This window comes from Rhodonellum psychrophilum GCM71 = DSM 17998, from assembly GCF_000381545.1.
Lineage (GTDB): Bacteria > Bacteroidota > Bacteroidia > Cytophagales > Cyclobacteriaceae > Rhodonellum > Rhodonellum psychrophilum.
Genome location: NZ_KB906695.1, coordinates 13,897 through 25,987, shown reverse-complemented (window position 1 = coordinate 25,987; position 12,091 = coordinate 13,897). Strand labels below are relative to the sequence as shown.

The 12,091-nt window shown below is 39.3% G+C and carries 9 protein-coding genes and 1 tRNA gene; 6 read left to right on the top strand and 4 right to left on the bottom strand.

The features are described 5' to 3' along the window. The first annotated feature begins 33 nt into the window (after positions 1-33). The 3 genes from F824_RS0122810 to F824_RS0122800 all read left to right on the top strand — a co-directional run bounded on the left by F824_RS0122810 (position 34) and on the right by F824_RS0122800 (position 3,465). Positions 34-2,340: a TonB-dependent receptor gene (locus tag F824_RS0122810; RefSeq protein WP_019600261.1), complete on the top strand. Its 2,307-nt coding sequence runs from the start codon at positions 34-36 to the stop codon at positions 2,338-2,340. Between the two features lie 19 nt (positions 2,341-2,359). Beyond that, positions 2,360-2,974 carry a hypothetical protein gene (locus tag F824_RS0122805; protein ID WP_026333876.1) on the top strand — a complete coding sequence of 205 codons (615 nt, stop codon included), beginning with the start codon at positions 2,360-2,362 and terminating at the stop codon, positions 2,972-2,974. An 80-nt stretch (positions 2,975-3,054) separates the two neighbouring features. Further along, positions 3,055-3,465 (top strand): hypothetical protein, encoded by a 411-nt coding sequence (locus tag F824_RS0122800; RefSeq protein ID WP_019600259.1) that lies wholly within the window; start codon positions 3,055-3,057, stop codon positions 3,463-3,465. 328 nt (positions 3,466-3,793) lie between these two features. Here F824_RS0122800 and F824_RS0122795 read toward each other — a convergent pair whose 3' ends face one another. Further along, on the bottom strand, positions 3,794-5,767 hold the full coding sequence (locus tag F824_RS0122795; RefSeq protein ID WP_139189914.1) for a tetratricopeptide repeat-containing sensor histidine kinase: 1,974 nt from the start codon (positions 5,765-5,767) through the stop codon (positions 3,794-3,796). A 154-nt stretch (positions 5,768-5,921) separates the two neighbouring features. Between F824_RS0122795 and F824_RS0122790 the strand changes: the two genes are divergently transcribed. The 3 genes from F824_RS0122790 (at position 5,922) to F824_RS0122775 (ending at position 9,222) form a co-directional block, all read left to right on the top strand. Further along, complete coding sequence (locus F824_RS0122790; RefSeq protein WP_019600257.1) at positions 5,922-6,209, top strand: hypothetical protein; 288 nt, start codon at positions 5,922-5,924, stop codon at positions 6,207-6,209. A 401-nt stretch (positions 6,210-6,610) separates the two neighbouring features. Then, positions 6,611-8,884 (top strand): FdhF/YdeP family oxidoreductase, encoded by a 2,274-nt coding sequence (locus F824_RS0122780; protein ID WP_019600255.1) that lies wholly within the window; start codon positions 6,611-6,613, stop codon positions 8,882-8,884. A gap of 146 nt (positions 8,885-9,030) precedes the next feature. Beyond that, positions 9,031-9,222: a hypothetical protein gene (locus tag F824_RS0122775; RefSeq protein WP_019600254.1), complete on the top strand. Its 192-nt coding sequence runs from the start codon at positions 9,031-9,033 to the stop codon at positions 9,220-9,222. A gap of 141 nt (positions 9,223-9,363) precedes the next feature. On the opposite strand, the gene F824_RS0122770 is transcribed toward F824_RS0122775, so the two are convergent. From F824_RS0122770 to F824_RS0122760, 3 genes are all read right to left on the bottom strand, one after another. Further along, positions 9,364-9,436: transfer RNA gene (locus F824_RS0122770), tRNA-Thr, on the bottom strand. A 130-nt stretch (positions 9,437-9,566) separates the two neighbouring features. Next, the gene (locus F824_RS0122765; protein WP_019600253.1) at positions 9,567-11,414 is read right to left on the bottom strand and encodes a DUF349 domain-containing protein; all 1,848 of its coding nucleotides are present in this window, start codon (positions 11,412-11,414) and stop codon (positions 9,567-9,569) included. Between the two features lie 55 nt (positions 11,415-11,469). Beyond that, complete coding sequence (locus F824_RS0122760; protein ID WP_019600252.1) at positions 11,470-12,039, bottom strand: YqgE/AlgH family protein; 570 nt, start codon at positions 12,037-12,039, stop codon at positions 11,470-11,472. Positions 12,040-12,091: the final 52 nt, after the last annotated feature.

Genomic DNA, 12,091 nt, shown 5'->3' with positions numbered 1-12,091 from the left:
TGGATCCCTTATTTTTGCAACTCTGTTACAAATATGATAAATAAGATCCTGGGAATATTATTCATTGCCTTTTGGTACACTGGCCTCACTGTAGCGCAAGAAGATTGTGTCTTGACGATTCGGGGAAAGGTCATCCATGCCGAAAACAATGAACCCATTGAAGGCGCTTATATTTGGATAAAGGAGATAGACCGTGGAGCAATAAGTGATTATAACGGTAATTTCAGGATTCTCAACCTCTGCACAGGCAATTACACTGTTTCCGTCCAATACCTTGGACACAGCGATTATAAAGAAAGCATTGTGGTTACTTCAAATTCCAATTTCACGTTCAGGTTGGATGCAGAAGACATCACCTTAGAAGGTGTGGACATCCATGGACACCAGGACGCCGTCATCACCACTTCATCTGTTTCCAGTATCCGTGGAGCAGAATTGCGTATTGCAAGAGGAGAAACCCTTGGCGAAACCCTTGGCAGAATCCCAGGAGTAAGTTCATACAGTACAGGTGCCAATATTTCCAAACCCGTCATTCAGGGTTTGCACAGCAACCGGATCATGATTCTGAACAACGGAATCCGATTGGAAGGCCAACAATGGGGTACCGAACATGCTCCTGAAATAGATGCTTTTATTGCCAAAGAGATTGCAGTCGTTAAAGGGGCGGAAACAGTCCGTTTTGGACCAGAAGCCATGGGGGGTGTGATCCTGATCAGCCCTGCGCCCATACCTACAAAAGCCGGATTTGCTGGAGAACTAGACCTAGTAGGAGCATCCAATGGACGAATGGTCAATACTTCCGTCACGATATCGGGAGGATCCAAAAAATGGCAAGGATTGGGTTATAGAGTTCAAAGTTCATCCAAAATGGCAGGGAATATCCAATCTCCTGATTACTATCAAGACAATACCGGTGTGCGTGAGTTGAATTTTTCGGGAGCCCTAGGATATAGCAACAATAAATTGGGGACGGAACTGTACTTTAGCCATTTCCAGACCAGCCTCGGGATTCTAAGTGATGCACACACAGGCAATTTATCAGATCTCAATGGTATCATTGAAAATGGAAGACCTTTTCGGGACTCAGAATTCACCTACCAAATCGGAAATCCCAAACAGCAAGTAGATCACCAATTGTTAAAACTCAAATCCCATTACCACCTTGGCAATGGAAGTAAATTGAACCTGCAATATGGATTTCAAAGAAACCACAGAAGGGAGTTTGACCGAAGACGGGGTGAATTGAACGAGAGGGCATCTCTGGACTTGGAGCTTTTTTCCAATACATTGGATATCAGCTTCACGCACATGACTCGGAAAAAATGGAATGGATCTGTGGGATTGAATTTGATTCAACAGGCAAATTCAAATGTCCCCGGTACAGGCGTAGTGCCTTTGATCCCCAATTATGACATGAAGAATGTCGGTATCTTTGTCATAGAGAAGTATACAAGCGGTCCCTTGGAGATAGAAGGAGGTTTGAGGTACGATTTTAGACAAGTAAAAAGTGCAAGAATCCAAAATGGTGAATTGGATGACCGTGAATTTGAGTTCCAAAATTTCTCTGCATTCTTGGGTGGGGTATATGCCCTAAGCCGTTCACTCACTTTCAATTCGAACCTTGGGTCTGCTTGGAGACCACCCAATATCAATGAACAATTCAGTCAGGGGCTTCATCATGGGTTGGCTGCAATCGAGATCGGCAATCCGGATTTTGTCAGCGAACAGTCTTATAAATGGGTAAACACCTTGAATTTCGTCGACAATAATCTCCGTATGGAATTAACGGGATTTGCCAATCGGATCAATAATTATATTTATTTAAGTCCAAGCCAAGAGCAGTTTGTATCCCTGAGAGGGTCCTTTGCGATTTTTGAATATTTGCAGACCGACGCAAACCTCTGGGGCGGTGATCTTTCAGTCAACTACACGCTTACGCCTGTCTTGGAATTGTATTCGAAGGGGTCCATTGTCCGGGCAAAGAACATAAAAGAAAATAATTTCCTCCCTTTCATTTCCTCAGATCGTTTGGAAACGGGAATAATTTTAAATATGCCAACAAAGGATGGGGTTTCCAATACAAAATTCACCCTTGGCAACCTAATGGTCGCAAAACAAACTAGGGTTCCTGACTTTGACCTGGCCCCCGCTCCTCCCGGATATTTCCTTTGGAACGCGGCCTTTCAAACCTCTTTTAAGATTTCTGACAAAACACTTAATCTTGGCTTTCAAGCAAAAAACATATTCAATACCTCGTATAAAGATTATATGAATCGCTTTAGATATTTCACCCACGATATTGGAAGGAATTTCTTACTCAAACTCAATTATGAATTTTAATATTTTAACCAAAATAAAAATGAACACAACAATGAAAATGATCAACAAAGGATTTTTGGCCATGGTCTTATTATCATTTGTATTCCTGTACAGCTCGTGTACGAGTGAAGATCCCGAAGAGGAAAATGAAGAGGAACTCATCACCGATGTCACACTGAAGTTCACAGAGGTAAATCCTGCTGGCGAAGCCATCGGAACGCCATTCAATGTCAAAGCAATCGATAACCAAGGATTGGGTTTGGGCACAACACCAACAATTGAAACCATCACTTTGATCAAGGGAAAGCGGTACATGTTAGAAATTGAATTGTTCAATAGCATAGAAAATGAGGACATCACCAAAGAGATCAAAGAGGAAGCAGACGAACATCAATTTTATTTCCTTGGGACAGCATTTGTAGGTTCTGCGCCTCTGACTTATACCTATGCTGACGAAGGAAGTGAATTGGTTGGATTGAAAGGTTTCGTTGCAGTGGCACAAAACCCAGGATTCAACAATGCTACATTCAGATTGGTTTTAAGACATGATTTGAACAAAAGCTTTCCGGGAGCAAATAACCCCAGCTTTGAGAATTTTATCCAGGCAGGTGGCGAGACGGATTTGGATATTGTATTTCCATTGGTTTTGAATTAAAAAATTCAAAAGGCATCTTAAAATACATTCATTTTAAGATGCCTTTTTTTATCTTTAAAGCATAATTAAACGATAAATCCATGCAAACTAAAATACATCTTTCGGTTTTTTTTCTCATCCTATTTCAACTTGTTTCCTGCGGCACCAAAAATCAGGAGCCTAGTGAAATTTTGAAAGAGGCGAATGTCTTTCACCAAAAATCGCTCGATTTGCGGGAAGAAATCATGGGAATTGAAAAACAGCTACAGAATGAAGGCTTGGATTATACCAACCTGAAAGAAGAATTGAAAATATGGGACAAGGATATCATAGAAGTGGTGGGATATGAGCATTCCGATGCTAATGGTTATCACCGGAAATACCATATTCATAATCCCCCAAAACCCCTTTCAGAAGAGGAACAATTGGCCTATCAAAAAATGATGTACGAAGAAATATTGGCCATTCACGAAAAATTCGCTCGGTTAATGGCTCCGGAAGTCATGTCTTGAAATCATTGATTTTTTTTACTCGAAATGTGCATCCCTTTTTCCAATGAGATTTGGGTTTGAAAGGAAATCAGAATGTTCGGAGAATGGAGTGTAGTTACCGTTTGGATGAAGTAAAAAAACGTAAACCCCTGACGGATTAACGCGTAATTTCAGTCTGGAATAGAATTGCCGATGCATAATACGGTAAAAAAGTTTTTGGATATTTTTTTAGTTTCGAGGATTTGAATCTTTGGCAGTAAAAATAAAGAAAACTTATTGTGAGTCCAGTAAGGTACCCCTTTCATCATGGGTAATCATTGCTCCTATTTAGACTTGGCTTATTTTGAGATCAACTGATCTGGTCAATTGGGATATTGGCATTGTTTAGTTTGATGATAAAACTGGTTCCCAAATTCACCGTGCTTTCCACCTCCAGTTCGGCATTGATACTATCCGCAAAATCTTTACAAAGCATCAATCCGATTCCTGTCCCGGTTTCGCCATCCGTCCCCTTTGTAGATTGGTTCTTGTTGCCAAATATTTTTGCAACTTTGCTCTCATTCATCCCCATTCCGGTATCTCTTATGATGATTTCACCATCGTTTCTATCCAAAATCTCTATGTATATCTTCCCTCCTACCGGTGTGAATTTTATCGCGTTCATGACAATGTTTCTGATAATGAAATTCAACCTATCTTTGTCCGAAATCACTCGCTGATCAATTGGTATTTTATTAACCAACTCCTGGTTTTTTCTTGCAAGCTGAACATTGAAAAATTCAATATTGGTTTCTATCAGCTTGTTTAGGTTGAATTCCTTCATTTGAACCACATTCGATCCCATCTGCGTTCTTGCCCAGACCAATAGATTTTCCAACATAAGGGATGCCGCATTGGTATCTCTTGAAATCAACTTCATCATTTCCTCCAATTCTTGATGGGAAAGCATTTCGAAATTCCACAATTCTATTGTGCTGTGAATATTGGAAAAAGGTCCACGGAGGTCATGGGAAATAATGGAAAATAATTTATCCCTGAATATATTGGCTTTACTTAAGGCCAGGTTGGTTTCATTGAGATGTTCTGTTTGAGATTGAATTTGAAGATGTTGCTTTTTGACCAATTCCAGAGATTTCCTTAATTTATGATGGGCAAATTTAAGTTTTTTGTAATTTTTTATCTGTCCCAAAAGCAGAACTGCCATTAACAAAACGGCGATGATGATGATAATTAACAATTCATTTTTTCGTTGTAGGGAGAGTCTTGAAAATTCCTGTTCTTGAATCAAACCCTGGTTTTCCAACTCCTTTTTTTCACTCTCATATTGAATGGTAAGTTCCTCCCTAACCTTCTGCCTATTTTCACTAAAAAAAGCATCGTCATTTGTTTTTTGGATGACAAGATATTCGTAGGCCTTCTTAAAGTCATTTTGAGCCAAGGCGATGGTTGAAATTCTTCCTGCAGTATGGGTGATTTGGAATCTTGATTTGATGCTTTGGGCAATCGCAAAGGCTTGTTCCGCATAGTCCATGGCCTTTTTATAATTTTTGTCTGCTCTATGAAAATCAGAAATTTGGCACAGCACAGAAATCTTACTCTCTACATCATTTTGGTTTTCAATGAGCTCAAGTGCTCGATTCAACATTTTAATCCCGGTCTTACTGTCTCCCGATTCCAAATACAATTCTGACAACTGGTTGATGCTGTTGATCATTCCTCTATCGTCCTTCATTGACTCTTTGATTTCCAAGGCTTTTTGGAGATAATCCATTGCCAGATCAAAATCTTCGCCCTTGGAATTCCCTCTCCATTTGTCTCTGTGATAGCTTCCCAGATTATTGTAGATCAATGCCAAGCCTCTTTGATTGTTGGTTTTCAATCCAAAAACCAAAGCCTTCTGATACATTTTTTCGGCTTTTTCGATTTCACCCGACCGGTAATAGATATTTCCCAAGTTCAAATTGGATTCAAGCATTCCAACGGAATCATCGATATTTTCCCTGATTGTCAATGCTCCGAAATGGGCTTTCAAAGCAGATTCATATTCAGATTTGATCAGGTTACTTACACCAATGACATTCAACGCACTTGCGTGGTGTTTTTTTAAACCTAACTTTTCTGAATAAATGATCGATTGATTCGCAAAATAGATGGCGCTATCTTGCTCAAAGGAATAATAATGCTTGCTCAGGTCAAGAAAAAGGACTGCCTTAATAGAGTCATTTTCTGTTTCCACAATGGAATTCTTAAGACTATCAGGAAGTGATTGTTGTGGTAAGGCTTGCAGCACCAATGACCAAAAAATCAAAAAAACAGTGAACATATTTTTCTTTTTTTCAGGATAATAAAACAAAAGATTGGATGTGGGATGACAAAGCAAATATGCATGCTATCTGGTAATAAAAAAAACAATACAATCGATTATACCAATAATTACGTTCAATTTCAATGTTTTTTTATTTCAACTCAAATTTGAAATGAATAATCACAAGATTTCCTTTGAATTAATCAATTCTAAGGAAATAGAACTAAAACATTTTTGGCAAAAAGCTTTTTTGGGATTTCCTAAAACTTCTATGGAAAGCATGATTTTAATGACAGGGAGTAAATTTCAATCAAAACATCCATTCTGGATAAAAAATCAAACCTTAACTGATCCTACCTGGTCTCAAAGACCCAATTCAAAGTTGGGGGCTTTATGTTTGCCAGGCATGGTACCAAAAAGCTATTTGGTTGGCCTGGCAAAAGGAATCCTGTTGAATTAAATTCTTTAATGGGATTGGCATCGATTATAGAATTTTTGGGCGGTATCTTGACGCTGCAGGGCATAAAAAACCACCATCAAATTGATCCATTATAGCCAAATTGAAGTAGCACCAATCCAACGCTCCTTTTGCAAAAAGATCAGATCTTTTTGGAGTGCATCAATTAATAATTGAAAGATATCAATCAAGCTTTTTCTGGAGGGGAATTGACCACGATTCAGATAAAAACATCCAACCTAAATGCCATTATTTTTTTCATATCTTATTGGAATGCTATGATGAAGGTTAAAATAGCCCATCTTCGAGGACCCATCCCAAAGAATTACTTATACCTTTAAAATTTTAATTTCGCTAACTCTAAATAAGTGTTATTTTTAGTTAATGGATGTTCTTCTACAATTATGACTGAGAATAAAGATTTGAGGATTGAAAGTCCACCTAAAAGTGTGGCGGGTATAAAAGCGGTTTTCATCGCCATGAAAAACATCTTTCAGGTCATGCCAAAAAGCAAGGCCATCAAGGTTCTCTATAAATTGAACCAAAAGGAAGGCGTGGATTGTCCTGGTTGCGCTTGGCCAGATCCAAAAAACCGATCCAAATTAGGCGAATATTGTGAAAACGGGGTAAAAGCCATTGCTGAAGAAGCCATGGAGCAAGTTGCCGGTCCCTCTTTTTTTGCAACCCATTCCATTGATGATCTACGGGCCAAGAGCGATTATTGGTTGGGTCAGCAAGGCCGTTTGACACACCCCATGGTGCTTAGACCTGGGGAAAGCCATTATCTTCCTATTTCTTGGAATGAAGCCAATGCATGCATTGGAGAGGAATTGAAGGGATTGAGTCACCCTAATGAAGCTGCTTTCTACACTTCGGGAAGAACAAGCAATGAAGCCGCATTTCTTTATCAACTTTTTGCCCGCATGTTTGGGACGAATAATCTTCCCGATTGCTCCAATATGTGCCACGAATCCAGCGGTGTCGCCCTTTCCAGAACCTTGGGCTCGACGAAAGGTTCTGTGACTTTAGAAGATTTTGAAAAGGCGGAATTGATCTTGGTTTTCGGTCAAAATCCAGCGACAAATCATCCGCGGATGTTAACCTCCTTGGAAAAAGCGAAAAAAAAGGGCGCAAAGATCGTCTCCATTAACCCGATGAAAGAAGTTGGTCTGGTCCATTTCAAAAATCCGCAAACGGTCCAGGGCATGCTTGGTGGAGGTGTGGAGATTTCCGATTTTTATTTACAGGTGCGGATCAATGAGGATGTGGCCTTGCTAAAAGCGGTCATGTTTAAATTATTGAAAATAGCGGAAAAAGAACCTTCCATTTTGGACAACAGATTTATTAGCGAAAAAACCGCTGGATTTGAGGCTTTCAAAAATATGCTTCTTTCCCAAGATCTTTCTGTATTGATGAAAAGAACGGGCCTCGAGGAAGCCGAAATTGATGCCTTGACAGACTTGATTGCCAAGCGAACCAAAATCATTGCCTGTTGGGGAATGGGATTGACGCAGCACGTCAATGGAGTGGACAATATTCAGGAGTTGGTCAATCTGCTATTGATGAAAGGAAGCATTGGAAAAGAAGGTGCTGGAACCTGTCCTGTCCGCGGGCATAGCAATGTGCAAGGTGACAGGACTATGGGCATTGCTGAAAGACCTTCAAAGGAACTGTTGGATAAGATCAGTGAGAATTTTGGCTTTTCTCCTCCCCGAGAGGATGGGTATTCGGTAGTAGATACCATCAAAGCAATGCACGAAGAAAAAGTCAAGGTTTTTGTCGGAATGGGAGGGAATTTTTCAGCTGCTGCTCCTGATACACATTTCACGGCGGAAGCACTGCGGAAATGTAATTTGACTGTCCATATTTCAACAAAATTGAATCGTTCCCATTTGACACATGGGAAGACAGCCTTGATCCTCCCATCCATGGGAAGAACAGACAAATACATCAAAAATGGGAAATCACAATTTGTTACCGTGGAAAACTCCATGGGGATTGTTCATTCCACCCAGGGAATATTTCCCGCTCCTTCTGAATTTGTAGAAAGTGAACCCGTCATCGTGGCAAACATTGCAAAAGCAACATTGGATCAGGACAAAGTTGATTGGGATTTTCTCATCGAGGATTATGGGAATATTCGAGATTTGATCGAAAAGACCATTGATGGCTTTGAAAACTTCAACGAACGCATTAAGAAGCCATTGGGATTTGAATTGCCGAATGCATCCAGAATCGGAGAATTCAATACATCCAACAAGAAGGCCAATTTCACCATCAACCAAATGATGGACAATCCCCTAGAGGCCGAGGAATTCATCATGATGACCACCCGCAGCCACGACCAGTTCAACACGACTATATATGGTTTGGATGACCGCTATCGCGGTGTTTTCAATGGAAGAATGGTTGTCTTTATGAATGGTGAGGATGCAGCCCGAAACAACCTTAAAAAGGGAGATAAAATTACTTTGTTTAACAATTACGAAAATCAAGAAAGAATCGTGGAAGGTTTTTCCGTGGTTCCTTACGATCTTCCAAAGGGATGTTTGGCCACTTATTTCCCAGAAGCAAATCCATTGGTTCCCATTGGCCTTATGGCCCATTCTAGCCATACCCCTTCTTCGAAATCCGTGAGGGTGAAAATCAGGTTGATGAACCCAAACCTGAAATTGTGAAAAAGCCCCCATTATGTCCGCTTATGGACGATAAATTGACCTGTTTTGGTACAGGACAAAAACCTGTACCACCGATGGCGTACCTGTAGTGGGTTTTTGGCTATTGGAACAGAAATTGTAAATTTAATCGAAAAACGTGCCTTGTTATGACGAGTTTTCTTCTTTGGTTTATCCTTTTGATTTTGTGTTGGCCCATTGCCATCATTGCATTGGTCCTATATCCATTGGTTTGGCTGATTTTGATCCCCTTTAGACTTTTGGGATTTGCGGTTGATTTGTCATTTGATTTTATCAGATCCCTGCTGATGCTTCCTTTTACTTTGCTTTCCAGAAAATAAAAGCAATCGGGATAACGGATCAAAATCTGTATTCTTGGAATTCTCCAAATAATCAGATTTTACTTTGAGTTAAAAATTGGCGGAAAGTGTCGGACAAAAAAAAACACTTAGGAATTTCTTCCTAAGTGTTTGATAATCAAGAGCCCCTTGCCGGGATCGAACCAGCGACCTACTGATTACAAGTCAGTTGCTCTACCAGCTGAGCTAAAGAGGCCTATTCTTAATTTGTTTTTGTCTCAGAGTTTGCCCTTATGACAATGCAAATATAGAACCTTAAGATTAACTGCCAAAGGGATTTTGAAAAAAAATAGAGAGATAAATTTATCTCTCTATAATTGAGTACTTTAAAATTCACGAATAATGGAAAGCTTTTTCTTAAGCTTCTCAATTTCGGTTTCAGCCTTAATAATTTTCTCATCAAACTGATCTCTGAGCTTGTCTGCTGTCTTGGAGGAAGCAAAAAACTCGAGATTATTTTTCCAAAGGGTAACATTATTTTCAAGATCAGAAATTTGTTTCCTGATTCCATGCTCCTTTTTATTCAGCACCCTGTCGCTATTAGGATCCGACTGAAGCTTGTTCAAATTTAACCTGAACAAAAATTCCTCCCTATCGATTCCCGCAACTCCCATCGCACTGACATAAGTATCTATGGCTTCATTGAATTTGACTAGGACTTCCTTCATGTTCTTCCTCGGCACAAAGCCGATTGTATTGAACTCAAGTATCATCTTTTCAAGACTCTCAATGGATACAGTCTTACCTTTGGCTTCTTCAGCTATTTTGGAGATGATAACTTCTTTTTCTTCAAGGTTTTGCTCAAATTCTCTATTCACCTGTTTATTTGCATTTCTTCTGTTCTCAAAGAACGCATCACAGGCAGCTTTAAAGCGCGTATAAAGATCATTTCTGACTTTTTCTGGTGTTGGACCCAATTTTCTCCATTCTTGTTGGAGGGCTATCAATTTATTGGCCGCGGTCTGCCAATCCTCACTGTCTTTGAAGGATTCTGCTTTTTCAATCAGCTCCTCAGCTTTTTGCCTATTGACCAATCGGATATCATCCAGTTCTTTGAAGAATTGGTTCTTGTTATGGAAAAATTGTTTGAACAGACCCCAGAAACGTTTATTAACGTCTTTTCCGATATCCTTTGGGACAGATCCGGCGATTTCCCACTCTTTCTGTACTGCTAATACCTCTTTCGTTTTGGCATTCCAATCCTTGATTTTGCCACCGTTAAAATCCTTATAGGCTTCTAATTTCTCAATTAAAGTTTCCTTGAACTTGAGGTTGTCTTTGAACACTTCCTTTTGTCCCTCATAAAACTCTTTTCTTTTTGCATAAATAGCATCTGAAGCTGCCTTGAATCTTTGCCACAGATTTTCCTGTTCTTCTCTTGGAACAGGGCCTACATGCTTGTATTCCTCATGAAGATCGTTTAGCGTCTTGATTGCGTCTCTCAATTCTTCGTGATTGACGAGCGCTTCCGCTTTTTCACAGATTTCGGTTTTTAATTCAAGGTTTTTCTTCCGATCGAGTTCTTTAAGCTCAAAATAAATACTTCTGTTATCATAAAACCGATCCATCAAAGCATTGAAAGATGCCCAGAGATTTCTGTTTTGTGCATTGGGTACTGGCCCGATCTTTTTCCATTCTTCTTGGATATCTTTAATGGTCGTGATGCTATGGGTGGTTTCTTCCCCATCTACCAAGTCCCTTAAGGTATCAAGGATTTTATTTTTGGCATACAGATTTTTTTCCTTTTGTTTCTCCATCTCCTTATAATGGGAAGCTTTCCGTTCCCTAAATTGATGGTAGGCAGCTAAAAAATCTTTGTCCTCATCGGTTGGCTTATATTCAAAATCAGCGGCGTCACCTCCATTGGATACAAAATCCTGAAGAGCCTCTTCTTTTTCCTTGTTGAAAAAATCATCAAAACTGGTTTTGATTTCATTGATTTGGGAATCAACCTTTCCTATATTCTCCGAAACTGCAAGTTCTTTAATGGCCTGTATCAGTTCACTTTTCGAAAAATGTGAATAATCAACCGCTTCTTCCCCCCCTTCATTTGGGCTACTCTCTTCCTCGGATGGAGTAGAAACATCATCTGTTACTTCAATACCATGGGCCTGATTTTCATCAATGGCTTGGGTCACCTTGTCTTCTTCAGACATTTCTTTATCTGTATTCATAATTTTAAATCAGAACTTTTTAGAAAGCTATCAAAACAAAAGTAACGAATTTGATTTAATTTAATCTTGGGTCAATGGGATAATTTGCCAAAACCTGATATTCTCCTCCCATTTTCTTTAAAATAACGCGCCATAATTCTTCAGGAGAGGATTTAAAAATACTTTCAGTTTCTGATTTTTCACAAACTATCCAAGTTTTTTCCTCCAATTCACTTTCCAGCTGTCCTACTGACCATCCTGAATATCCAATGAAAAATCGAATATCCTCCAGGTCTATTTCCGAAGCGTTGAGTTTGAGAATAAGTTGCTCAAAACTTCCACCCCACCACATATTCTCGCCAAGACTGACACTTCCGTCTAGAAGTTTTTGCCCAGAATAAATAAAATGAAGTGTGTTTTGTTCTACGGGGCCTCCAACATAAACCTCTGTATTTAAAAAGTCAAGCTCATCAATCAGTTCGTTCAGCTTCAAAATGGAAACTTTGTTGAGTACCAATCCAAATGCTCCACTTTCATTGTTTTCACAAATCAATACAACAGATCTTACAAAATTCTCATCTTGTAAAAAAGGTTCTGAAATTAAAAGATGCCCTGGTTGAGGTACTGTTTTAGAATTCTCTTTCATAAAAAATCCATCTTTTTTACTGAAGTTTAATTTAAATCTAAATTTTTTAATT

Excerpts from the sequence above, each read along its gene's own strand:
- F824_RS0122810 (WP_019600261.1), top strand. The coding sequence starts at position 34 with ATGATAAATAAGATCCTGGGAATATTATTCATTGCCTTTTGGTACACT.
- F824_RS0122805 (WP_026333876.1), top strand. The coding sequence starts at position 2,360 with ATGAACACAACAATGAAAATGATCAACAAAGGATTTTTGGCCATGGTC.
- F824_RS0122800 (WP_019600259.1), top strand. The coding sequence starts at position 3,055 with ATGCAAACTAAAATACATCTTTCGGTTTTTTTTCTCATCCTATTTCAA.
- F824_RS0122795 (WP_139189914.1), bottom strand. The coding sequence starts at position 5,767 with ATGTTCACTGTTTTTTTGATTTTTTGGTCATTGGTGCTGCAAGCCTTA.
- F824_RS0122790 (WP_019600257.1), top strand. The coding sequence starts at position 5,922 with ATGAATAATCACAAGATTTCCTTTGAATTAATCAATTCTAAGGAAATA.
- F824_RS0122780 (WP_019600255.1), top strand. The coding sequence starts at position 6,611 with ATGACTGAGAATAAAGATTTGAGGATTGAAAGTCCACCTAAAAGTGTG.
- F824_RS0122775 (WP_019600254.1), top strand. The coding sequence starts at position 9,031 with ATGACGAGTTTTCTTCTTTGGTTTATCCTTTTGATTTTGTGTTGGCCC.
- F824_RS0122765 (WP_019600253.1), bottom strand. The coding sequence starts at position 11,414 with ATGAATACAGATAAAGAAATGTCTGAAGAAGACAAGGTGACCCAAGCC.
- F824_RS0122760 (WP_019600252.1), bottom strand. The coding sequence starts at position 12,039 with ATGAAAGAGAATTCTAAAACAGTACCTCAACCAGGGCATCTTTTAATT.